Annotated in this window: 20 protein-coding genes and 1 tRNA gene; 4 read left to right on the top strand and 17 right to left on the bottom strand. The window is 39.5% G+C overall.

Features of this window, described 5'->3' with window-relative positions:
• The first annotated feature begins 227 nt into the window (after positions 1 to 227).
• Positions 228 to 2,594 carry a TonB-dependent receptor gene (locus CIK86_RS05740; protein ID WP_086996049.1) on the top strand — a complete coding sequence of 789 codons (2,367 nt, stop codon included), beginning with the start codon at positions 228 to 230 and terminating at the stop codon, positions 2,592 to 2,594.
• A 239-nt stretch (positions 2,595 to 2,833) separates the two neighbouring features.
• On the opposite strand, the gene CIK86_RS05735 is transcribed toward CIK86_RS05740, so the two are convergent.
• The 6 genes from CIK86_RS05735 to CIK86_RS05710 form a co-directional block, all read right to left on the bottom strand.
• Positions 2,834 to 3,454 carry an FKBP-type peptidyl-prolyl cis-trans isomerase gene (locus CIK86_RS05735; RefSeq protein ID WP_011328094.1) on the bottom strand — a complete coding sequence of 207 codons (621 nt, stop codon included), beginning with the start codon at positions 3,452 to 3,454 and terminating at the stop codon, positions 2,834 to 2,836.
• A gap of 69 nt (positions 3,455 to 3,523) precedes the next feature.
• Positions 3,524 to 3,910, bottom strand: a complete 387-nt coding sequence (locus tag CIK86_RS05730; RefSeq protein ID WP_011328093.1) for a hypothetical protein — start codon at positions 3,908 to 3,910, stop codon at positions 3,524 to 3,526.
• Positions 3,911 to 3,960: 50 nt separating this feature from the next.
• Positions 3,961 to 4,051: transfer RNA gene (locus CIK86_RS05725), tRNA-Ser, on the bottom strand.
• Between the two features lie 154 nt (positions 4,052 to 4,205).
• Positions 4,206 to 4,583: a hypothetical protein gene (locus tag CIK86_RS05720; protein WP_011328092.1), complete on the bottom strand. Its 378-nt coding sequence runs from the start codon at positions 4,581 to 4,583 to the stop codon at positions 4,206 to 4,208.
• 324 nt (positions 4,584 to 4,907) lie between these two features.
• Entirely contained in the window at positions 4,908 to 5,456 is a 549-nt protein-coding gene (locus CIK86_RS05715) for an NAD(P)H nitroreductase (protein WP_086996046.1), read from the bottom strand.
• 220 nt (positions 5,457 to 5,676) lie between these two features.
• Positions 5,677 to 7,638 carry an NADPH-dependent 2,4-dienoyl-CoA reductase gene (locus CIK86_RS05710; RefSeq protein WP_086996043.1) on the bottom strand — a complete coding sequence of 654 codons (1,962 nt, stop codon included), beginning with the start codon at positions 7,636 to 7,638 and terminating at the stop codon, positions 5,677 to 5,679.
• Positions 7,639 to 7,954: 316 nt separating this feature from the next.
• On the opposite strand from CIK86_RS05710, the gene sppA reads away from it, so the two are divergent.
• A complete protein-coding gene (sppA, locus tag CIK86_RS05705; RefSeq protein WP_086996040.1) occupies positions 7,955 to 9,820 on the top strand; it encodes a signal peptide peptidase SppA in 1,866 nt (621 codons plus the stop codon).
• Between the two features lie 72 nt (positions 9,821 to 9,892).
• Positions 9,893 to 10,903 carry an asparaginase gene (ansA, locus tag CIK86_RS05700; protein WP_011328088.1) on the top strand — a complete coding sequence of 337 codons (1,011 nt, stop codon included), beginning with the start codon at positions 9,893 to 9,895 and terminating at the stop codon, positions 10,901 to 10,903.
• Between the two features lie 256 nt (positions 10,904 to 11,159).
• Here ansA and gndA read toward each other — a convergent pair whose 3' ends face one another.
• Positions 11,160 to 12,533 carry an NADP-dependent phosphogluconate dehydrogenase gene (gene gndA / locus CIK86_RS05695; protein WP_011328087.1) on the bottom strand — a complete coding sequence of 458 codons (1,374 nt, stop codon included), beginning with the start codon at positions 12,531 to 12,533 and terminating at the stop codon, positions 11,160 to 11,162.
• Positions 12,534 to 12,870: 337 nt separating this feature from the next.
• Here gndA and pyk point away from each other — a divergent pair, with 337 nt between their 5' ends.
• A complete protein-coding gene (gene pyk / locus CIK86_RS05690; RefSeq protein WP_011328086.1) occupies positions 12,871 to 14,307 on the top strand; it encodes a pyruvate kinase in 1,437 nt (478 codons plus the stop codon).
• A gap of 81 nt (positions 14,308 to 14,388) precedes the next feature.
• Here the strand turns inward: pyk and CIK86_RS05685 are convergent, their stop codons facing one another.
• The 10 genes from CIK86_RS05685 to thrS all read right to left on the bottom strand — a co-directional run bounded on the left by CIK86_RS05685 (position 14,389) and on the right by thrS (position 24,778).
• On the bottom strand, positions 14,389 to 15,213 hold the full coding sequence (locus CIK86_RS05685) for a LytTR family DNA-binding domain-containing protein (RefSeq protein WP_058373312.1): 825 nt from the start codon (positions 15,211 to 15,213) through the stop codon (positions 14,389 to 14,391).
• Positions 15,213 to 16,283 carry a histidine kinase gene (locus tag CIK86_RS05680; RefSeq protein ID WP_086996036.1) on the bottom strand — a complete coding sequence of 357 codons (1,071 nt, stop codon included), beginning with the start codon at positions 16,281 to 16,283 and terminating at the stop codon, positions 15,213 to 15,215. The genes CIK86_RS05685 and CIK86_RS05680 overlap by 1 nt, the downstream gene beginning before the upstream one ends.
• 195 nt (positions 16,284 to 16,478) lie before the next feature.
• The gene (locus tag CIK86_RS05675) at positions 16,479 to 18,035 is read right to left on the bottom strand and encodes a SulP family inorganic anion transporter (protein WP_011328083.1); all 1,557 of its coding nucleotides are present in this window, start codon (positions 18,033 to 18,035) and stop codon (positions 16,479 to 16,481) included.
• 132 nt (positions 18,036 to 18,167) lie between these two features.
• The gene (locus CIK86_RS05670) at positions 18,168 to 18,626 is read right to left on the bottom strand and encodes an Lrp/AsnC family transcriptional regulator (protein ID WP_011328082.1); all 459 of its coding nucleotides are present in this window, start codon (positions 18,624 to 18,626) and stop codon (positions 18,168 to 18,170) included.
• Between the two features lie 94 nt (positions 18,627 to 18,720).
• Positions 18,721 to 19,362, bottom strand: coding sequence for an MBL fold metallo-hydrolase (locus CIK86_RS05665; protein ID WP_086996033.1), 642 nt, complete (start codon positions 19,360 to 19,362; stop codon positions 18,721 to 18,723).
• A 1-nt stretch (position 19,363) separates the two neighbouring features.
• Positions 19,364 to 21,181: a M14 family metallopeptidase gene (locus tag CIK86_RS05660; protein ID WP_086996030.1), complete on the bottom strand. Its 1,818-nt coding sequence runs from the start codon at positions 21,179 to 21,181 to the stop codon at positions 19,364 to 19,366.
• A 273-nt stretch (positions 21,182 to 21,454) separates the two neighbouring features.
• Positions 21,455 to 21,817 carry a 50S ribosomal protein L20 gene (gene rplT, locus CIK86_RS05655; RefSeq protein ID WP_086996027.1) on the bottom strand — a complete coding sequence of 121 codons (363 nt, stop codon included), beginning with the start codon at positions 21,815 to 21,817 and terminating at the stop codon, positions 21,455 to 21,457.
• A gap of 15 nt (positions 21,818 to 21,832) precedes the next feature.
• A complete protein-coding gene (gene rpmI, locus CIK86_RS05650) occupies positions 21,833 to 22,033 on the bottom strand; it encodes a 50S ribosomal protein L35 (protein WP_004587840.1) in 201 nt (66 codons plus the stop codon).
• Between the two features lie 212 nt (positions 22,034 to 22,245).
• Positions 22,246 to 22,806 (bottom strand): translation initiation factor IF-3, encoded by a 561-nt coding sequence (gene infC / locus CIK86_RS05645; protein ID WP_080516827.1) that lies wholly within the window; start codon positions 22,804 to 22,806, stop codon positions 22,246 to 22,248.
• A 61-nt stretch (positions 22,807 to 22,867) separates the two neighbouring features.
• A complete protein-coding gene (thrS, locus tag CIK86_RS05640) occupies positions 22,868 to 24,778 on the bottom strand; it encodes a threonine--tRNA ligase (RefSeq protein ID WP_011328077.1) in 1,911 nt (636 codons plus the stop codon).
• Between the last annotated feature and the right edge of the window lie 172 nt (positions 24,779 to 24,950).

Raw genomic sequence — 24,950 nt, 5'->3', positions numbered from 1 at the left:
AAGTACTTTTAAACCACTTAGTTTAAAAGTACTTTTTAGCCCTTTATAAAAAGCATATTCATAAAGCAAATTAATTAACCTTTATAAATTGTTAACAATCAAAGCCTTGCAGATTTCCCTGCTAATTAATTACTAAAATCGATAAAGTTATACTATAACATCATTGAACCGTCGCTTTTGTAGTGTTATATTATATCACAACATAACAACCACGAACTTAAAGACTCATGACTAAGCTAACATTAATTTCTTCTGCAATTTTTTCTGTTTTATGCTCTCACTCTGCACTTGCTGCTACTGTTAATGGCAAAGTAACAGATGAAAAAAATCAACCTATTGAAAACGCCACTATTCATGTACACGGTAAATCTCAAAGCGTTAAAACTAACAAGCTTGGCGAGTTTGCCATTGAGCTTGATGCGAGCGGCCAGCTGCATATTAGCAAAGATAACTATAGCGATTCACGCATTACGGTAACCGAGTCATCAAACAATATTGCAATTGCTTTAAAGCCAACCTCTATTGAAACTGTAGTTGTGTTTGCATCAGCCTTGCACAAAAGTAGCTTAGAAATGATTTCTCCGGTAAATGTACTCTCTGGTGATGAGCTAAGAAACAAGTCAAAGCCAACGCTTGGCGAAACCCTAAAAGGCTTACCGGGAGTTAACGCGAGTTATTTTGGCCCTGTTTCATCAAGCCCAATTATTCGTGGCTTAGATGGCCCTCGGGTTAAAATTATGCAAAATGGCTTAGACAGCAGTGATGCATCGCGTATTGGCCCTGATCATGCTACTTCTAGCGACAGCTTAGCTGCTGAACAAATAGAAGTACTACGTGGCCCAAGTACTCTACTGTATGGCTCTGGTGCTATTGGTGGTGTGGTAAACGTAGTTGATAACCGCATTCCTACGAGCAATATAGATGAATTAACCGGTGCAGTAGAATACAGTCACGATTCGGTATCCAACGCGAATACCTACGCTGCAAAGTTAGAGACGGGTTATAATAATTTTAACTTTCATTTTGATGGCACTAAACGCAGCGGCGATGACTATCAAACACCACGATTTAACCAGCTTCACGAAGATGGTGATGTTGAAAGTAAAGATTCTGTAGAAAACACCTTTATCGACAGTGAAACCGTTAACTTTGGTACTAGCTACGTAGGTGAGCATTTAACGGTTGGGTTTTCTTACGGTAAAATAAAAACGGATTATGGTATTCCAGGTCATGAGCATGATCACGGACATGAACACGATCATGCAGCCGACGGCGATGCCCATAGTGATGAAGCACATGAAGAAACACCTGTTTTTGCCCAGTTAGAGCAAGATCGCTGGCAAGGTCTATTAAGCTATGCGCTACATAATAATTGGATTGAAACCATTAATTTGCGCTTAGGCTATACAGATTACTTACACAGTGAAATTGAAAATGGTGAAATAGGCACTACATTTAAAAACAAAACCACTGAAGCACGCTTAAACATAGAACATAAATTAGCTGATTGGCACGGCATGGTGGGTTATCACTACAGTGATTCTGATTATGATGCCAACGGCGAAGAAGCATTTACGCCAGCCAGTGTAACGACCACTAATGCTTTATATTTATTAGAAGAACGTGAGTTTGGTGATGTAACTATTGAGTTAGGTGCGCGAGTTGAAGACTATAAAATAAAAAGCCAAATAGCAGCGCATCAGCATAGTCATGATGACACGCAAACAAGCAATGCTGAAGTACTTGCCTACACTAAAAGCTTTACTAACCTTAGCGCTTCAATGGGTGCTATTTGGCAATATACCCCTGGATATAGTATGGCAATGAGTCTTTCACACTCAGAACGTGCTCCGCTCTCTGCAGAGCTATTATCTAATGGCTTACACATTGCAACTGGTACCTATGAGCTTGGCCTAGGCTATCATATTGAAGACGGTGAAGCGCATTTTGAACCCGAGAATATCAAACAAGAAACCTCAACCAATATTGATTTAGGTTTTAGACGCTTTAGCGGTGACTTTGGTTACTCTGTAAACTTTTTTTATAATGATATTAAAAACTTTTACTTTCAAGAAAATACTGGCTTAGTATTTGATGAAGAACATGGTTTAGAAGCGGCTGATAACGGCCACGACCATGGTGTGGCGGTGTATCAGTTTACCAGTAAAGACGCCGAGCTGTATGGCTTAGAGTTTGATGCGCATTATAAAGTTAACGCAAGCACCTTGGTTAAAGTATTTGGTGACTCTACGCGAGCAAAACTCAAGCAAGACGATGAAAACTTACCTCGTGTCCCTGCTAATAAATTAGGCTCTGAGTTGCAATACAACTTAGGTAATTGGCAATTCGCATTAACCGGTACCCATTATTTTTCACAAACCGATATTACCGCCTATGAGACTAAAACCGATGGTTATACTTTATTTGATGCACAAGCTAACTATCAGCTAGATTTAGGTAACCTTGATACACAACTGTATATCAACGTTGATAATATTACTGATGAGCTTGGCTTTGTACATAGCTCATTTATTAAAGACACCGCCCCATTACCAGGTAGAAACTTCCGCTTTGGTATTCGCGGCTACTTTTAACAATATACTTTAATTACCGCTAATCATTAATAAGCCCCTTGCTATGCTGGGGCATATTTATTGCTTGCTAAAGTGCAGTGTTTTATATCCTCTTTATACATATCTCACTTTAAATACTTTTCACAAAAAGAAAAGAAGAAGCATAAATGAGCAGATAAAAAGTTAAATATACCGGTAAGACACAAAAAAACCGCATTCAATTTAATGAATGCGGTTTTTTATTTATTGCTTAAGAATACTTAAGCAATAATTTCGTGTAACTCAACATCAAATACTAGTGTTGAGTAAGGTGCGATTGCAGCACCGGCACCACGTTCACCATAAGCAAGGTCATGAGGAACGTAAAGACGCCATTTAGTACCCGCTGGCATCATTTGTAATGCTTCAGTCCAGCCTTTGATCACGCCACCTACTGGGAATTCAGCAGGTTGACCGCGCTCGTATGAGCTATCAAAAACAGTACCGTTAATTAATGTACCGTGGTAATCAACACGTACTGTAGACTCAGCTGTTGGCTTGTCGCCTTCACCTGTAGTAATTACTTCGTATTGAAGACCTGATTCAGTCACTGTGATTTCAGGACGTTTTGCATTTTCTTCTAGAAATGCAATGCCTTCAGCAGCAAGTACTTGTGATTCTTGCTCACGACGAGCTTGAATTTCTTCATTGATTTTTTCAAAAGCTGCTTGGATCTCAGGGATCTCAACTTGAAAAGCGCTACCTGCGTACGCATCTTTCATGCCTTCAAACACTGAATTTAGGTTTAAGCCTTCAAAAGGATTAGACTTAAGTTGCTCACCCATTTGTAAGCCAATACCGTAACTTGCTTTTTCAGCATCTGTAGTAAAATTATCTGACATAATGTGTTTTTCACGTTTTGTTAGTTAAAAGACGCGACTATGCTATCACAAAATAAACCCGCTTTGGGGCTAGTTTTTGCTGTGTTTTACTTTAATTAGGCCAACAATATAGGTACTCACTGGTAAACTGCATAAAATTCCAGCAAGTAGCGCTAAAGTGAGTAATCCACTAGCACCAAATAATAAAAATGGAATTACCACAAGCCCAACTAAACCTATAAATACTGAGCCAATAACTGGCCAAAATTTATCGTATTTAGTAATTAAATGAGCCACTAAAATATTAAAACCGAGGGCATAAACAAAGGCGGTAATAACAGGGTTATTTGGTTGCGCATCAAGCGCCATTTTGACTAATAAACTTATTGCACTTTGATAACAATAAGCAAACACAATCCATAATAAAACGTGTTTAATTAATTGCTGTGAGGTTGAAAGGTTAGTTGATTTTGACATACAAGTTCCACAAAGCAAAAAACCGCCAATAAGGCGGTTTTTTTAAATAATGGTGGAGAGATAGGGATTTGAACCCTAGATGGGCTATAAACCCATGCCGGTTTTCAAGACCGGTGCATTCGACCACTCTGCCATCTCTCCGCACGGCGCGAATAATAGGGGTAAATGACAAACTTGTAAAGGCTTAAAAGCATAAAATCGTTAAAAATAATTTTATGCTTAAAATTAAAGCAATCTATTAAAATACCAACTGTTATTAATTTAGCGACTGCTAAATTTAACAAAGGAGTTTATTTTAGTAATATTGCTTTGGCCTGCGTGCAATCCAAGAACAAAGCAAACACACAAATAAACTTAAAGTTAAAAATGTTGCACTTTGAAATATTAAATCAAATCGATTTAAATCATCACTAGGCACTACTACAACCAAAAATGCAGGCAATACGGTGAGCAATAACACATAACAACATATTTTAAATGCACGACCAAAGTCATAGCGTTTAGATTGTTGCATCCACCAGGTTAAAACAACTAACACACCCATTGATGAGGCAACAATAAAATGTGCTTTACTGGTACTCATTGCAACATAAAGGGTTATAAAAGCACCTATGGCGCCCCAAAAAGACCAAGCCAGCCAACTTTCTTTTTCACGTAAAAATAAATTTCCCATTAATTTCGTCTTCTTTATCTTTGTTTTTATTAAGACTTTCCATACTTTATCAAAAAACAATCGATTAAAAAACAAACTGCAGAAGGAGTTTTATAGATTACGCATCCTAGCACTTCTCACAGCTAAACTACTTAACCTGAACTCTGGTTAAGGTATTTACTAACACATTTAATAATAATGATATTTAAACTTATTTTCTCTAGCGTTGAAAATAGCTGCTAGAGATAGATTTATTATCAAGAGTTCTGGTTACTTACACATCCACTCTAACATACAAGCGTTAATGGTGTATGAGTATAAGTAGGGCAAAAAGTTCATCTTATTTTATAAGTAGCTGAAAAAATCAACAGCTTTATGACGAGGCGACTTTTTACAATCAACAGCCGGTGTGCCTAAATACAAATAGCCCACTATTTCGTCTTGCTCATTTAATTTTAATGCCTGTTTAACTGCAGGGCTTTGCGCAAAAAAACCAGTTCGCCAAATACCACTAAGCCCTTGTGCAAAAGCCGCTTGTTGCATAGCAAATACGCTACACCCTGCGCTTTGTATTTGCTCAATTCGCGGAACTTTTGGGTGTTCTTGATACTTTGCTATAGCAATAATAATCATAGGCGCGCGCAACGGGTGCTCTTTTGTGCGCTCAATCATTTTTTCGGCTTGTTGCTCTGCAATTGCACTTTGCTGAAAAATGTCGCCTAATTTATGGCGCGCATCACCCTCTACAACAATAAATTGCCAAGGTGCAATACAACCATGGTCGGGAACACGTAGCGCGGCTTGCTGGATCACCGCGAGTTGTTCTTCATTTGGGCCTGGCTCTGTTAATTTGGCGTCAGATTGACGGGTCAATAATAATTCAATCGCGTTCATAACCATCTCTCAAAATAAAAGCTAGCATAGCATTGATTTAACATAGAAAAATAAAGCGCTGTAATATCAGTGCTTATTTTAGCGAGAATAATAGATAAACAGCCTAAGCTGTATATTAACAGGCGGGATAAACTTATACCCCGCCTAAATAGCGGGGTATAGTATGCAGTAGCCAATTGGTTATAACAAGTTAGACTAGCCTATTGGCTAAGCCAAAATGTTATATTTCTCTGGCAATTTGCAGCGCTTCATAAATAGCACGTTTAGCATCAATTGCGGTGGCAAGCTTAGCGCCCCCAATAACATGCACTTTGGCGTTGTCGCTTTGCTTTGCCAATACTTCATTATTAGAAACCTGACCAATACAGGCAATCACAGTATCTACTGCTAATACTTGCTTATCTCCTGCAACCGTAATGGTTAAACCATTTTTATCAAAACTATGATACTGACAATCAGCAATTTGTTTAACGCTATGTTGTTTAGCTACTTGGCGATGGATCCAGCCTGTTGTTTTACCCAAATCACTACCAAAGCGACCTGCACTGCGTTTTAACATATACAGTTGGCGATCATCTTTATGGGGTTTAGGTTCGCACTCAATACCCCACTGGCTTTTAAAGTCACTAATACTTTGCGACTTTTGCTCGCTTAAAAATGCCACCATATCAAACCCGATTCCACCGGCGCCTAATATAGCAATTGACTTACCTAACTCTACTTCACCACGAATAACTTCATCGTAGGCAAATACGCGTTTACCATCACTGCATTCAATACTTGCCTCACGCGGCCTTACCCCTGTGGCAAATACAATGTCATCATAGTGTGCAAGCATGCTGTCGTTGTATGCTTTACCTAACTCAACCGTTACGTTTAAACGTTCAAGCTCATTAGTGTAATACGCTAAGGTATGATTAAAGTCTTCTTTCCCAGGTATTTGCATGGCTAAATTGAATTGCCCACCCATTTGCATTTTTTGATCTATCAGCGTTACCGTATGGCCTTTTTCTGCCAAATAACAACTTGATGATAAACCCGCAGGCCCTGCACCAACTACTAATACCTTTTTAGCTTTAGTCGTTTTTTCTAGTGGGTAGTCGAGCTCAAAAGCCGCTTGTGGGTTAACTAAACAAGTAGCACGCTTGCCTTTAAATACGTGATCCAGACACCCTTGGTTACACCCTATACAAATATTAATATGCTTTGATAACTGATTATTATATTTATTAAAAAACTCCGGATCAGCCAGTAATGGCCGCGCCATCGAAATTAAGTCGGCATCGCCTGCGTTTAGTATTTCGTTAGCTATTTCTGGGGTGTTAATACGGTTTACCGCGATAACGGGTACTTTAATTACATCTTTTAAGCGTTTTGATGCTTCTTTAAACGCCCCAGGCGGAACCATACTTGCAATTGTAGGAACTCGCGCTTCGTGCCACCCTATTCCTGTATTAAAAATATCAACACCCGCTTTTTCAAGTTCAAGCGCTTGAATAGTTACTTCGTCAGGGGTAGAACCATTAGGAATTAAATCCATTACCGACAGTCTAAAAATAATTAAAAACTGCTCCGATACCTTAGCCCTAACCGCTTTAACTATTTCAACGGCTAAACGCATTCTATTTTCTAAACTGCCACCAAACTCATCATTTCGTTTATTCGTATGCGGTGCCATAAACTCATTAATTAAATACCCTTCAGAGCCCATTACTTCTACGCCATCGTAGCCTGCTTTTTCAGCCATGTAGGCTGAATGTGCAAAGTCTTTAATAGTTTTTTTAATTGAGCTTAACGACATTGCCTTTGGCTTATAAGGACTTATAGGTGCTTTAATTGCGCTCGGAGCTTGATTAAAAGGGTGATACGCATAACGCCCGGCATGAAGTAGTTGCAAACATATTTTACCACCATGCTTGTGTACTGCATTGGTGTAAGCACGATGTTTAAAAACATCGTAATAGCTATTAAAGGATGACGAAATAGGCGTTAATTTACCACGCAAATTTGGGCTATAGCCCCCGGTAATTAACATGGCAGTACCACCTTTAGCACGTGCTTCGTAAAAAGCACGTAGGCGTTTGCGGTTATGCCAACCTTCTTCAAGACCGGTGTGCATTGAGCCCATTACTAAGCGGTTACGTAATTGTGTGTGTTTTAATTGTAATTGTTGTTCTAACATCCTGTGCCCCATTAACTGGTCTAACCTGTATGCATTGATCAATTCTGCTTTAATACCGACCAATAAGCAATATCTGAACTTAGTATTTTAATAAACTGTTGCACATTAGGCTAACAATACCCATTTTTCGGCTATTACAAGCCTACTTTTTTAATTTCAAAAAGTGCAACTGAAGTTTATATTGATAAAAATGTGAATAGCAACAGTGGCATAATTAGCTTTATAAATACTTCGTTACGATTTAGCAGTTAAATTTATTTATATTCTGAGCTAAGATGCTTGTAATGTATTAGTTGTACCAAATTAAGGATCTATTTTGATTGCAAAAGTATTTAAAGGTATTTGGACTGGGATAAATTTTTCTCGTCGTTTAATACTCAACATTTTATTTTTATTACTGGTTATTGTTTTTATTGTGTCTCTTTCAAGTGACGGCGATAAAATAATTGTAGAAAATGGCTCAGTACTTAGACTAAACCTTAACGGCCCTATTGTTGAAGAAAAAACCTATATAGATCCTATTGAAGCAGCAATTAGTGATGCTACTTCAAACGCTGAATCACCGGGTGAAATTTTACTCGATGATATAGTTGAGGTTATTAACGAAGCCGCAAAAGACGACCGTATCAGCGTAATACTCTTAGATTTACAAGAAATGCCAAAAGCGCATTTAAATAAATTAAAACAAATTACCAAGGCACTTGAAGCATTTAAACAAACGGGTAAAAAGGTTATTGCCTCTGGTTATTACTACACTCAAGCTCAATACTACATTGCAGCACATGCAGATGAAGTCGCTATGCACCCTTATGGCAGTGTAGCAATTGAAGGCTTTGGTATGTACCCACTGTACTTTAAAGAAGCACTTGAAAAGTTAAAAGTAACGCAGCATATATTCCGTGTTGGTACGTTTAAATCGGCAGTTGAGCCGTTTATTCGCAATGACATGTCGGATGCAGCTAAAGAAGCTAATCGCGTATGGTTAACTGCACTTTGGAATGAATACAAACAAGATGTTGCTGCAGTACGTCCTTTTGATGAATCAAATTTTGACGAAACTATGGATGTATTTTTAGCAAAAATGACAGCTGCAAATGGCGACGCGGGTCAATATGCGCTAGATAATCAATGGGTCGACACATTAAAAACCAATCAACAAGTTCGCCAACAGTTAATTGATTTAGTTGGCGCTGATGAAAAAGGCAAAACTTTTAAACAAGTTTCATTTCGTCAATATTTAAGCCTAGTTAAGCCCCCTGTTGTATTTGATAACCCAATGACAGAAAAAGTCGCGGTAGTTGTTGCTAGAGGTACAATTGTAGATGGTGAGCGCAAAGCCGGCGAAATTGGCGGCGACTCTACAGCTGCACTACTGCGTAATGCACGTTTAGATGACAAAGTTAAAGCCGTAGTACTGCGCATTGATTCGGGTGGCGGCAGTATGTTTGCCTCTGAAGTTATTCGCGCTGAGGTGTTAGCACTTAAAGCAGCAGGTAAACCTGTTATTGCTTCAATGAGCTCTGTTGCAGCTTCTGGCGGTTATTGGATTGCTTCAGCAGCGAATGAAATTTGGGCTGCGCCAAGCACAATTACCGGCTCTATTGGCGTATTTGGCACCATTATGACCTTTGAAAACACCTTATCTAACCTTGGTGTTTACTCGGATGGCGTGGCAACAACCGACATGGCTGGGTTTTCTATTACTCGCCCGCTTGATGACAAAATGGCGCAAGTAATTCAAATGAGTGTTGAGGAGGCCTACGGACGCTTTTTAGATGTGGTTGCAGATGCACGTAACATGACACCTGAGCAAGTTGATAATATTGCCCAAGGCCGTGTATGGATCGCAGCAAAAGCACAAGAGCTAGGCTTAATCGATAAACTAGGTGATAAGCAAGACGCAATTAAAGCGGCAGCAGCACTTGCTAAACTAAATCATTACGATATTAAAACGATTAAACAAAGCTTGAGCCCGCAACAAAAAATGATTCAAGATATTTTAGGTAATGCGTCGGTTAAATCTATGCTTGGCAGTAACAACGCAACAACCTCGGTGCTTGCAACGCAAGCTAACTTACAAAGTGTGGTTAAGCGTTTAAGTAGTGAAATAGATAACCTTAAAGATTATAACGATCCACAAGGTGTTTATGCGCGCTGTTTAGCTTGCTCTGTAGCACAATAAAAGTGCATCTGCCTTTATAAGCAGTTGTATTTAAAGTTATACTAAGCCCAGTTATTTTACTGGGCTTTTTTTATGAAACGTAAACGCATTTACATCGCTTACACTGGCGGTACAATTGGGATGAAAAAATCGAGTCGCGGCTATATTCCTGCAGAAGGGTTCTTAACTCAGACTGTGGTCAATAATGCAGAATTTAACCGTGAAGAAATGCCACTTTTTGATATTCACGAGTATTGCCCTTTAATTGATTCCTCTGATATGACGCCTGCTCACTGGCAGTTAATAGCAGATGATATAAAAAACAAATATCAAGACTATGATGGCTTTGTTGTCCTCCACGGCACCGACACTATGGCGTATACCGCCGCCGCCTTATCTTTTATGTTTGAAAACTTAACTAAGCCTGTAATCGTTACCGGCTCACAAATTCCCTTGTCGCAATTGCGCTCAGACGGGCAAGTGAATTTACTCAATGCTATGTACTTAGCAGCAAACTACCCTATTGCTGAAGTAAGCTTATTTTTTAATAATCAGTTGTTTCGTGGTAATCGAGCCACTAAAGCCCATGCCGATGGATTTGATGCATTTGCCTCACCAAACCTTGAACCTTTAGCGCTTTCAGGTATTAATATTCAACTTATAAAAGGCCAATTAAGCCCCTATGTTGAAAACGATTTACAAGTAACCCCCATTACAACGCAGCCTATTGGTGTGCTGCATTTATATCCGGGCATTAGTACCGAGGTTGTGAAAAGCTTAGTAAACGGTAGCATTAAAGCATTGGTATTATTAAGTTTTGGCGTGGGCAACGCACCACAAGATCCTGAATTTTTAACTATTTTAGAGCAAGCCAGCAAGCGCGGCGTTATTATTATAAATTTAACCCAATGCATAAAAGGTCATGTAAATATGGGCGGCTATGCAACGGGTAACGCGCTCCTTAATATAGGTGTGATCAGTGGTTACGATATGACATTAGAGGCTTGCTTAACTAAGCTGCATTACTTATTAAGTCAAAACCTTGAAGTAGAGACAATTCGTCACTTAATGCAAGACAATTTACGCGGTGAGTTAACCCGTTAATTTAGCGGACTTAAATTAAAAAAGCACGCTAAATTTAGCGTGCTTTTTTGTCGTTTTAATAATTAACCTGCACTCTGGTTAAGAGATTTACTAACGTATTGAATCATAATTATATTTTATTTTCTCTAGCCAGAGGTTTTCAGTGAAAACAAGGCGAATTTACGCGTCAATCGCTGGCCTAGTGCAAGTAAATTCAACGCAGTTAGCGCTGAAAATAGCTACTTGAGATAAGTTTTTTATCCGCAGTTCAGGTTGATTAACGTACTTTCGCGTCAATCTCAACTAGGTCTGTTAAATGACACACTTCACCTGTATGGGTTTTAACCCCATGCTCACCAAAGTAATCACGCTGGGCTTGTACTAAATGCCCATTACTTGGAGTGGTTAATGTAGCAAAGTAAGTTTGCGATGAGCTAAGCACCGGAAACGCTAAGCCTGTCATCATTGCTTGGCCTGTTATTTTACGCAGTGCAAATACTTCTTTATCAAGGGTGTCAATAAATTCAACGCCTTGTGCAACACTATCTAAATAATCAGCACGAATAATACAACCCGCACGCCATGTTTGCAGTGTTTTAGACAAATCTACTTTCCACTGATGCGTACGCGACGCGCCTTTAATTAAAGCCAAACCTTGGCGATAAGCAAGTAAGCTCGCTAAGGTAAATGCATCTTTAAGCTCAACTAAGTCAATTTCAACTTTAGTGGTTGCTCTATCGGCGTAAGTCATCTCTTGTGCAGCAGTTGTGTCATAAACATTCGTTAAATGACGTGCTTGCACTGCAGCTACTAAAGACGGTACTGCAATACCAAGCTCTAATGCATTTTGCGCAGTCCATAAACCTGTGCCTTTAGCACCCACTTTATTATCAATTAAGTCCACAAGTGGTACATTATTTTGATTTTCAAGTGACAATATGTGGCTAGAAATAGACAATAAGTAGCTGTTTAAATGCTCTTGCGACCATTCGTCAAAAATTTCTGCTACTTCTTTAGGTGAACGCCCAGTGCCATGACGCAGCAATTGATACACTTCAGCAATAAGTTGCATTAGCGCATATTCAATGCCGTTATGAACCATTTTTACAAAGTGACCACTGGCTGATTGGCCCACACGAGCGAAACACGATTCACCCTTATAACTTGCAGCAACCTTTGTAAACCATGGCTCGACACGCTCCCAACCACCTTCAGATCCACTTGCCATCATTGCAGGACCATGACGAGCACCTTCTGCGCCGCCTGAAATCCCCATAGTGGCAAACTCAAATTTATTTTGGTATTTAAGCTTGCGGTTAATACCGTCTTTATAATTACTGTTACCACAGTCAACTATAATATCGCTGCACTGTACGCCTGCTTCTATGAGTTCACTGCATACAGCATCAACCAACTCGCCCGCAGGAACAAGCAACAAAATAGAACGCGGTGCTTCTAAACGTCTAACCATGTCTCCTAAATCAGAAACAATGTGCAGCTTATCAGCTAAACCTTCTGACTTAGCGCAGCTCAATAACTCTTCACCCGCATGGGGGTTTTTGTCATAAGCGACCAGCGTTATGCCCTTTTCAATTAAGTTTAGGGCAAGGTTTTTCCCCATAACGCCTAACCCTACTAATGCAACTTGCATTTAGTGCCCTCCTCGGTAACAACTAATTGGTTAGTTAATTTAAATAAATACTTTGGCACGTGTATTATATCATGAGCAAAAAAATATACTTTTATCACAATGTAATTATATCAAACAACAGCGGACTCAGGGGGAGAAATAGTCGCTAGATTAAAAATTTATAGATCATTGACGCCCCCTGACACCGGTGTCATAATGATCGCACATTCATTTTGTATATAATAGTGGCAATACAATAAAAATTGCCCATAACTAAAACTTTACCTGCTAATGGTAACTGCTTTATAAAACAAAATAACCGTCAATCTGCTTAAAATTAAGCATACAGGAGAATTAAATGCTAAGACGCACAAAAATAGTCGCGACACTAGGGCCTGCTACTGATAGAGATAACAACTTAGAAAAAATTATTTGCGCAGGTGCAAATGTCGTACGTTTAAACTTCTCGCACGGTGTGGCACAAGATCATAAAGACCGCGCCCAAGCGGTACGCGAAATTGCTAAACGCTTAGGTAAACATATTGCTATTCTTGCTGACTTACAAGGCCCTAAAATTCGTGTTTCTACCTTTAAAGAAGGTAAAGTAACCCTAGCTGTTGGTGCCAAATTTACCCTTGATGCAAAAATGGAGTTAGGCGAAGGCGATATTAACGCTGTTGGTATAGATTACAAAGAACTACCTAACGATGTAAGCGCTAATGATTTACTGCTGTTAAACGATGGCCTTATTCAGCTACGCGTTAACGAAGTTGTTGGCCACTTAGTACATTGTACTGTAACTGTTGGCGGTGTTTTATCTAACAATAAAGGGATTAACCGTTTAGGCGGCGGCTTAACTGCGCCGGCATTTACAGAAAAAGACAAAGAAGACCTACTTACAGCTGCAGAAATTGACGTTGACTATATAGCCGTTTCATTCCCACGCAGTGGCGATGATATGCGCTACGTACGCTCACTGGCTGAAGCCGCAGGTTCAAAAGCGCAGTTATTGGCAAAAATTGAACGTGCAGAAGCCGTTGAAACACAAGAAGCCGTTGATGATATTATTCTTGCGTCTGATGCGGTCATGGTTGCCCGCGGTGATTTAGGTGTTGAAATTGGTGATGCCGCGCTAATGGGCAAGCAAAAACTCATTATTCGCCGTGCGCGCTCATTAAACCGTACCGTTATTACTGCGACGCAAATGATGGAGTCGATGATCGACAATCCAATGCCAACACGTGCTGAAGTAATGGATGTTGCCAACGCAGTGCTTGATGGTACTGATGCCGTAATGCTTTCGGCTGAAACAGCCGCGGGGGATTATCCTGAAGAAACCGTTGCAACTATGGCGCGAGTTTGTTTAGGTGCTGAGTCGCAAAAAGAAACGCATGTTTCTAAACATCGTTTAGACAGTCGTTTTTCAAGTAATGCAGAATCTATCGCCCTTTCGGCTATGTATGCAGCAAACCACTTAGATTCAGTAAAAGCAATTGTTACCTTAACTGAATCAGGTAGTACGGCTAAGTTAATGTCGCGTATTAGCTCAGGTTTACCTATTTACTCGTTATCTCGCCATGCCAGTACACTAGGACAAACTGCGCTATACCGTGGTGTTTATCCAGTATTTTTTGATTCTACTAAAACTGAAAAAGACGGCATGGTTAAAGCGGCACTTGCAACACTTGTTGAACAAGGTGCTTTAGAGTCTGGTGATACAGTTATTATTACTCACGGTGACTCTATGGAAACTGTGGGCGCAACTAACACCATGAAAATTGTTACTGTAAGCTAATATTTAATACAGTAACTTAAATACAAAAAGCGAGCTAAGCTCGCTTTTTTTGTATCTACTCTGCAATCACTAACTGAAATATTAACTCGCTAATGCTGCTTTTACTTTATCGCGGTAGCTACGGCTTACTTTAAGCTCTTGACCGTTTTCAAGTACTAATAAATATTCACCACTTACTTGAGTGACCAATTTACTGATTTGTTTAGTATTTACAATTGCACTGCGATGCACGCGTACAAACAACTGCGGATCAAGCTCTTGTTCAAGCTCTTTCATGGTTTTACGTAATATATGCGTTTGCCCATCTTGGCAATGTAGGCACATATAATCACCCGCAGCATCAACCCATTGAATAGTAACAACTGGCACACGAATTATTTCGCCCTGCTCTTTTACGGCAAGCGACTCTGGGTAACGTCTATCCGTTAATGTGTCGCCTGTGGCTAATTTTTTAAGTATTTCTTCGCAATTATTACCTGTGATCCCAGCGACAAAGCTTGCTAGTTTTTTCTTATGGGCGTTGTCTTGCTGCGTTTTTAAATAAGTATGCACTTTTTCTACCGCCTGCTTAAGTCTGTTGTCATCAACGGGTTTTAAAATGTAATCTAAAGCATGTATTTCAAATGCTTTAACTGCAAACTGATCAAAAGCAGTAACAAAAACAATAGCTGGTAATACTCGTGTACTTTCGCTTAACGCGCGTGCAACTTCAAAACCGTTCATACCAGGCATTTGAATATCTAAAAAAATGAGATCTATTTTTTGACTTTTACATATTTCAATCGCATCGGCACCGGAGCTACATTGTTTGATCACTTCAATGTCAGCAAACTCTTCAAGCCTTACAGCTAAGCCCCTACGTGCTAACGGCTCATCATCAACTATAAGTGTTTTTATTTTTATCATTACTTTACTGCCTTCTCAAACGGTACTCGCAGATTAACTTTTAATCCACTTGGCGTATTATGCGATAATACAAACGAATAATTATTTTCGTAGAGCGTTTTTAATCTATCCTTGGTATTTGCAACGCCTACACCTTGAGCATTTACCAACTGACCATTAACTAGTTCTGTTCCTGGTCCATTATCACCTACTTCAAGTAATAATTCATTAGCAAACACTTGCGCCTTAATATCTATTACACCGCCCTCTACTAAGTGTGCAATTGCATACTTAATCGCATTTTCTATAATAGGTTGTAAAATCAAGCTCGGCACTAATGCCTGCTTTGCTTGCTCACTAATTTCTATATTTACTTTTAAGCGTTCATCAAACCGCACTCGCTCTATTTCTAAATAAAGCATTAAGGCATGTAACTCTTGCTCTAGCGGCACTTTTTTAATTGGATCTGTATTAAGTGTATAACGTAAAAAGTCGCTTAATTTTGACACCATTAAATTAGCATCTTTGTTCTCTTTTACCAAAATTAATGTAGAAATAGCATTGAGGGTATTAAATAAAAAGTGCGGATTTAACTGATACCTAAGCATTTTTAATTGAGCTTCGTGCGCCATGGTAGTGGCTTTTAGTGCTTTTTGACGCTCACTTTGTAATAGCTGGTAATACTTAACGCCAAAGTATAAACCACTCCAACATAAAATTATGTATACCGAATCTAAGCCTTGCTGTAGGTAGTAAAACCATTCTTCTGGCCGATAGCCATGGCGGTATATTTCCCATAAATTAAATTTTTGTACCACAGCCCATAAAGTGCCCGTAATATAGGACGCGCTAAATACAACCAGCATTAATACCCAAGGTGAAGCATGCCAAATTTTTCGGTAAATATAGCGCAGCGGCACTGTCATTAAACAGCCTGCGTAGGCATTTAATAAAATAACAAATACGTAAATATCGCGCATTTCAAATACTTTAGAGCCGATATAATTTACCAAGGCGTAACCAATCCAGCCTGCTACTTGCAAGAGCCAAAAAAAACGCTGTCTGTTATCAATCAAAGATTGCCAATTCAAAATAAATTATTACCCTATGTATTTGTCACTATTATATCGAGTTATGTAAACGCTTAGCACTACCAACCATCTTGCTTTTTAAGAGCCTTGCCGCAAACAGGTATTGATCGCATCTATTGTTACGCATAAAAAAGCGAAAGGAATAAACCTTTCGCTTTTAACGTATTTATTTACTAAATTATTGCTTAATTTAAATTAAGCAAGCTTATCAGATACCACTTTATAGGTTGGGTCTTCAATTACATTAACTTGAACTAAATCGCGTGCTTTATGCAGCAGTTGCGTACAGTCTTTACTTAAGTGTCGTAGGTGTAATTTTTTGCCTGCTTTTTTATATTTATCAGCTAAGCTGTCAATTGCCTCAATGGCACTGTGATCGGCCACACGACTATATTTAAATTCAATAATAATATCGTTAGGATCGTTCTTTACATCGAATAATTCAACAAAGTTTTTAACCGAACCAAAAAACAGCGGTCCATGTAATTCATATACTTTAGCACCTTGTTCATCAATATAGTTGGTTGTGTATATATGCTTTGCATGCTGCCAAGCAAATACCAATGCCGATACAATCACACCCACACACACTGCAATGGCTAAGTCGGTAATAACGGTAACACCCGACACTAATACAATTACAAATGCATCAGACAGTGGTACACGCTTCATCATTTTAAAGCTTGCCCATTCAAAAGTACCCAACACCACCATAAACATCACACCAACCAAAGCAGCCAGTGGGATCATTTCAATTAAACCTGAGGCAAAAATAATAAACGCAAGTAATATTAGCGCAGCACTAATGCCCGATAAACGCGAACGCCCACCTGAGTTAATATTGATCATTGACTGACCTATCATGGCACAACCGCCCATAGCACCAAACATGCCACAGGTAATATTTGCAGCGCCTTGGCCTATACATTCTTTGTTACTATGCCCACGCGTTTCTGTTATTTCGTCAATTAGGCTCAGCGTTAATAAAGACTCAATTAAACCAATTGCCGCTAAAATAAGTGCATAAGGAAAAATAATAATAAAAGTATCTAGGGTAAATGGCACCATAGGAATATGAAATTCAGGTAAACCGCCAGCAATCGTTACCGCTTCATCGCCGGTCATCCCTTTTAGGAAATCAAGTACAGTGTGCGCTTCTAAATCAAAGCCAATAACCAAGGCTGTAACTGTTACAATAGCAACTAACGACGATGGGATTGCTGTAGTTAATTTAGGTAAAAAATGAATGATAGCCATGGTTAGTGCCACTAACCCCAACATAATATACAGAGGATTCCCTGTCATCCATTGCTGACCGCCCATGCCATCGGGAACTTTAAACTGCCCCAACTGAGCTAAAAATATAACTATGGCTAAGCCGTTCACAAAGCCAAGCATTACCGGATGCGGCACCATACGAATAAACTTTCCGAGCTTAAAAACTCCAGCCAGTATTTGCAGTATGCCCATTAGCAGCACAGTGGCAAATAAATATTCAACCCCATGATCAAATACTAAACTTACCATAACAACAGCTAAGGCACCGGTTGCGCCAGAAATCATGCCAGGGCGACCACCGAAAATAGCCGTAATTAAACCAACGATAAACGCGGCATAGAGCCCAACTAAAGGTTCTACATTTGCAACAAAGGCAAACGCAACAGCTTCTGGGACCAAGGCTAATGCCACGGTTAATCCAGATAGGATATCGTTTTTAGCAGAGCTTGGCGCTTTGCTGAGTAAGTTAAACATTGAGTTCCTCAAGTGTTTTCATAGACGGGTAACAAAAAAAGCGCTGAATTCTATCAAAAAAGCGCCCAGTTAACAATTGTCAGTAGGGCATTAACGCTAAGCAATAAGTACTTAGCGTTAATAGATATTTGGTTACAGAGGTAGAGCGGTACTGCGTTTAACGCAAGTCATGGTCACATTAGAATGTACTTCTTGAACGTACTCTAAGCTAAGCAAGTTATCACGTACAAAGTGCTCATAGCCCTCAATACCTTGTGAAATAATACGCAGCATAAAGTCCATGGTGCCTGCCATAGTGTAACATTCCGTTACTTGATCGTAACTCAATATTAGTTTTTCAAATTCAGCAAGATTCTTTTTACCATGGTTCGATAAACGCACGTGAGCATAAACCAGCATATCAAAGCCCAGCTTTTTCTCATCTAAAAGTGCAACTTTACTTTTTATGTAACCATCTTGCTCTAGCTTAGCAATACGGCGCCAACAAGGAGATTGCGACAAACCTACTTTATCTGCTATTTCAGCGGTTGATAAACTAGCATCTTGCTGCAAAAGTGCCAAAATTTGGCGATCTACGTGATTTAGAGACATTTTATTTCTTATTTATCAGATAAACTGGCTAAATTATACATGTGTTTTAAAAAACAGTCTGCTTGTTTTTGGCAAAAAAATTATTTACTCAGCATTAACCAAACTGCCCACTTATAAAAGGATTGTTCTGTTTTTCGTAGCCTACGTTCGTATCGCTGCCATGCCCTGCAAGTATGCGGGTATTATCGGGGAGCGTCATTATTTGCGTTTTAATTGAGGTAATTAACTGCTGAGCATCTCCTTTTGGGAAATCCGTGCGCCCTACTGAGCCTTTAAATATTACATCACCCACAATAACACACTGCTGTTGTGGCTGATAAAACACCACATGACCAGGAGTATGCCCAGGGCAATGCCTTACGATAAAGCTCAACTCACCAACGCGTATTATATCGTCGTGTGCTAGCCACTCATCTGGATAAAAAGCAGTAACCACTGCAAAACCAAACATTTGTGCTTGCATTGGTAAATTTTCAAACCAAAAGTGCTCATCTTTATGTGGGCCAATTATTTTTACGCTATAGGTATTACGCAAGGCATCAGCCGCACCAACATGATCTAAATGGCCATGCGTTAACCAAATTGCTGTTAACGTTAAATCGTGCTGTTTTAATGCCGCCACAATTTTGTTGTAATCGCCACCTGGGTCTACTACCACAGCTTGTTTGCTTTGCGAGCATGCAATAATGCGACAGTTTTGTGCAAAAGCAGTAACGGGTATTGTAATTATATGCATCTTAAATTTCTTTATCTTTTTGCTCAGCAAGTACAATGTCTTCTTCAAAAGACATTAATATTGGATATTTTAAATAAGCTTGATCGTAAAATGGGCTCTGCTCATATAACCAATTTAAGCGCGCATCAGCATCTTTGGCAAATACCTTATCGTCATTAATCTTTTTATCGAACGCGAGCGCTAATTTAGGATTATTTTTGAGCATTTGGCGGGCATAAGGAATTAATGCATAGTTTTCCATGTACTCAGTACGCTGAAAAATAGTATTAAATTCGCCCCACGCAAAAAATGAGTCAGGCGCTTCGGGGTGTAATAAATGCACCGCCAACTCGCCTGCTTTTTGCTGCGTGTTCACTTGATACCAGCCATTTAAATCAACATTAATTGCAGCAACATAATCAAAGTTTGCCGAGACTCTAAATCGCCCTTCAAAGGGGGCTTTATCAAAAGTGTAATCTTTTACTTTCGCTACTTTTAATGGTTGAGTATTTACCCCTTCAAGCTGAGTAAGCTCCACACCATGCAATTTAAGTTTTGCTACAAGGTCGCTATACACTGGCGGAATAAAGAATGCTTTAGGTACTTCAACTGTATGCAGCACCTCTTTTTGCCAATAAATAGGAAGATTAGTGTAGTCTTGCTTATTACCTAAATATTTAACTTCTACTTGTCCAGAAAGTGCATTTTGTTCTCGCGCGTAACTTATGCCTTTAAATTCTATTTCGTTTGCTTGCTCAGCATAGCCGCGCTTAACACTAAGTTGCTTAGGAATAAATGCTTGCTCTTTTTTTACCGCAGCTAATAATTCATTACTATGCTCAGCAAGCGCACTTATTGCGCCATCTAAAAACACATACGTCCCCAAAACTCGTTGTTTATAGGGTTTTAATGAATGGTTTTCAACGAGAATGGTCGGTAATGACTTTAAGTCTCCCCAGCCGTTAGAGTATCTTGGCGTAGCCACCCAACCCGCTAGGCCACTTTTAAACTCGCGCTTGTCCATAACAAATACCAGTGGTCCTGGTATATGTCCTTGCGATACCAGCTTTTCATCTATTAAAGGTTTAAAAAGTTGATTGAGTGTATCTGATACCGCCGGCGACTCGCTAGCAAACACCGGATTGTAGCCATAGGTTACATCGTATTGATAATCTGCACCGTCGGTTACATGTACATCAATATACAAATTAGGGTTGTAGTCGTTAATTACTTTTAAAACACTTTTAATTTCTGGTGTATCGAGTTTAGTAAAATCACGATTTAAATTTAGATTATTGCCATTGGTTCTAAAGCCCATTTTTACCGGACCGCGCTGATTAATACGGTTAAATGCACTACTGCGCTCGTGGCCATCTACGTTTAAAATAGGAATAAATAAAATATTAACGTTTTTTAATATATCGCGGCGCTTACCTGTTGCTATATCTCTGAGCAACATAAACATGGCATCTTTACCGTCAATTTCTCCGCCATGAATACCGGCTTGAACAAAAATGGTTGGTTTAGTATCGTTTGCTATTTGACTGGCTTGAAAATACCCTTGCTCGCTGGCAATCAACATTTTTATAGCCCGTTGGCTATTGCTGTAACCAATTGTTTGAGCTTTAAATTGCGTTGGGTTCGCAGCAACCAGTCTGTCTACAAAGGCCATCGTCTCGGCATAACTTGGTGATGCTTCACCAGAGGATAGTTCAAAGTCAGTGGTCAGCGGACCTGCTTTTTGCATTAGGGATATGCTTTGCCCTTGCCATGGCAACAAAGGAGGTAAATGGCTGTCATACGCCACACTAGCTGATAAAACCAATAAACTTGCAAACATAAAATTCTCTAACAAACGCCTTAATTAAATAAATTATATCAATTAAACATTTTTATATGATGAAAGTGCGGTGATTCAACAAAAAAAAGCAGCCAATAACATTTAGCACTTTGTTTGTGTTTAGCGAATTATTAAGGGGAACAATAAATTTACTAAAATTCAATATACTATGCAGTTTATACTAATGATAAAAGCAAACTGCGGAATAATTACTATACGCCGAACACAAAAAAAGGAGCCATAGGCTCCTTTTTAATACTTATATAAAAAAGCTTAAGCGACCGCTAGGCCTTCTTTTGCTTTTTCAACAAGCGCTGCGAATGCAACTTGGTCATAAACAGCGATATCTGCAAGGATCTTACGATCGATTTCTACAGATGTCTTTTTAAGACCACTGATAAAACGGCTGTAAGACAGACCATTTTGACGTGAAGCAGCATTGATACGTGCAATCCATAATTGACGGAAAGTACGTTTCTTCGCACGACGGTCACGGTAAGCGTATTGACCCGCTTTAGTAACAGCCTGGAAAGCTACACGGTAAACACGTGAACGTGCTCCGTAATAACCTTTTGCTTGTTTTAAAACTTTTTTGTGACGTGCACGTGCGACAACGCCGCGTTTAACTCTTGCCATTTCTAAAAACCCCTATTAAGCGAACGGTAACATACGTGAAACTAGACCATGGTCATTTTTATGAACCATCATCTTAGGACGTAGGTGTAACTTACGCTTAGAAGTTTTCTTAGTCAGAATATGACGAAGATGCGCTTGTTTACGCTTGAAACCGCCAGAAGCAGTCTTTTTGAAACGCTTAGCTGCGCCTCTGTGACTTTTTAGCTTATAAGCCATTGCAATAACTCCAAATTGTATTGCATTTAAATTAGTAAGCAGGCGTGAGATATATTGCTATAGCTCCACTTTCAGGCCTAACTTACTGCCATGTTCCGGTGAAAACCCAGCATAAATGCTGCAATCTTACTTTAAAACCGGTTAACTCAGGTGAATATTTACATATTACTTGCAGACCTGAGCTATTTTCGGTGCGTATTATCGCTTAAAAATTATTTTTTAGCAACAGGCGCCATCATCATAACCATTTGGCGACCTTCAACGCGATTAGGGAAAGACTCAACAACTGCAAGCTCCTCCAAATCGCCTTTGATACGGTTTAATAATTCTATACCAATTTCTTGGTGAGCCATTTCACGACCACGGAAGCGAATCGTAATTTTAGCTTTATCGCCAGCTTCTAAGAACTTACGTAAGTTGCGCAGCTTAACCTGATAATCACCTTCATCCGTACCAGGACGGAATTTGATTTCTTTTATCTGGATTTGCTTTTGCTTCTTCTTCTGCTCTTTTAGTTCTTTGCTTTTTTCAAAGATGAACTTACCGTAGTCCATGATTCTACAAACAGGCGGCTCAGCGTTCGGGCTAATCTCTACAAGATCAACACCCGCTGCATCAGCCATAGTTTGCGCGTCTTTTAATGACTGAATTCCAGCTTGCTCGCCGTCAATGTCAATTAAGCGAACTTCTTGAGCTGTAATTTCTTCGTTAATACGATTTTTTTGGGCTGTTTGTTGCCCTTTCTTGCCGCCTCTAATAGTACGTTCCTCCAAGAATATCAATAATAGTAAGCGTGTAATTGGCTGTTTGTAAATGCCTTACACGCTCGATTTTTTATTGTCGACTTTTTATCTCTTCGCTAATTTTAGCTACAAAGTCATCAACATTAAATTTGCCAAGGTCTTCACCTGTGCGGGTACGTACTGCTACTTCTTGTTGTTCAACTTCTTTATCGCCAACAACAAGTAAGTAAGGAATACGCTTAAGTGTATGCTCTCGGATTTTAAAGCCAATCTTCTCATTTCTCAAGTCAGCAGTGGCTCTAATTCCAAGTTTATTTAATTTTTGTACAACTTCTTTAACATAATCGGCTTGTTTATCGGTAATATTCATAATTACCACTTGCTTTGGCGCAAGCCACGTAGGGAATAAACCAGCGTATTCTTCAGTTAAAATACCAATAAAGCGTTCAATAGAACCTAAAATAGCACGATGTATCATAACTGGGGTGCGGCGTTCGTTATTTTCAGCAACATAAGTTGCGCCTAAACGACCCGGTAATGCAAAGTCTAGTTGCACTGTACCACATTGCCACGCTCTGTCTAAACAATCGTACAAAGTAAATTCAATTTTAGGGCCGTAAAATGCGCCTTCACCTGGTAGGTAATCAAATTCAATCTCGTTTAGTTTAAGTGCTTCGGCTAATGCCAGCTCTGCTTTATCCCACATATGGTCTTCACCAATACGTTGCTCTGGACGTGTTGAGAGCTTAACCACGATTTTTTCAAAACCGAATGTTTCATATGTATCATAAACCATCTTAATACACGCTGAAACTTCGTCCATTATCTGCTCTTCGGTACAGAAAATGTGCGCATCATCTTGGGTAAAGCCACGTACACGCATTAAGCCATGTAATGCACCCGATGGCTCGTTACGATGACAACAACCAAACTCAGCCATACGTAGTGGTAAATCGCGGTACGATTTTAAACCTTGATTAAATATTTGTACGTGACCTGGGCAGTTCATTGGTTTAATCGCGTATTCGCGCTTTTCAGATACTGTGGTAAACATAGCATCTGCATATTTTTCCCAATGACCTGATTTTTCCCATAACGAACGATCCATCATCATTGGACCTTTTACTTCTTCGTAATCGTATTCACGTAGCTTTTCACGCACAAAATCTTCAAGCTCACGGTAAATGCTCCAACCATCGTTGTGCCAAAATACCATACCTGGCGCTTCTTCTTGCCAATGCCATAAATCAAGTGCTTTACCAATACGGCGGTGATCGCGCTTTTCAGCTTCTTCAAGGCGTTTTAAATACGCTTTAAGTTGCTTTTTATCGCCCCACGCTGTGCCGTAAATGCGTTGTAACATTTTGTTTTCTGAATCACCACGCCAATATGCACCCGCTACTTTCATTATCTTGAAGTTTTGGCAAAATTTCATGTTAGGTACGTGAGGGCCACGACACATGTCTACATATTCTTCGTGATGATATAACCCTGGACGGTCATCTTTAGCGATGTTTTCATCCAAAATTTCTATTTTGTATGTTTCACCACGCGCTGCAAATACATCGCGTGCTTCTTGCCAGCTTACGGTTTTTTTAACTACATCGTAGTTTGTTTTAGCAAGTTGCAACATACGCTTTTCAATCGCGTCAAGATCATCTTGAGATAACGACTGTTCCATATCAATATCGTAATAAAAGCCGTTATCAATAGTAGGACCAATTGCCATTTTTGCATCTGGGAAAAGCTGTTTAACCGCATGCCCAATTAAGTGTGCACACGAGTGACGAATAATTTCTAAGCCGTCGTCGTCTTTTGCGGTGATGATTTCAAGGCGCGAATCTTCACTTATTAGGTCACATGCATCAACACGCTCGCCATTAACACGGCCAGCAATGGTCGCTTTAGCGAGTCCTGGGCCAATATCGTTGGCAACATCTAGCGTACTTACTGGGTTTTCAAAACTACGTTGACTTCCGTCAGGGAGAGTAATAACTGGCATTATAAATCCTTGCTACAGTGGTGACACCTACAATGTATCACGTGTATTTTTTAAATTAATTAAATGAGAATGACTCGACAACGCTCTTACGAATAAGCATTGACTATTTTTCGCCAAATTTGGCTAATGTAGATGCTGAGTCTGCTCAACTACAAAAAAGATATTGTCGCGT

The sequence above is a fragment of the Pseudoalteromonas sp. JB197 genome (assembly GCF_002332205.1).
GTDB classification, from domain to species: domain Bacteria; phylum Pseudomonadota; class Gammaproteobacteria; order Enterobacterales; family Alteromonadaceae; genus Pseudoalteromonas; species Pseudoalteromonas nigrifaciens.
Note: the sequence above shows the minus strand (reverse complement) of the source record. Positions and strands in the feature narration are given on the sequence as shown.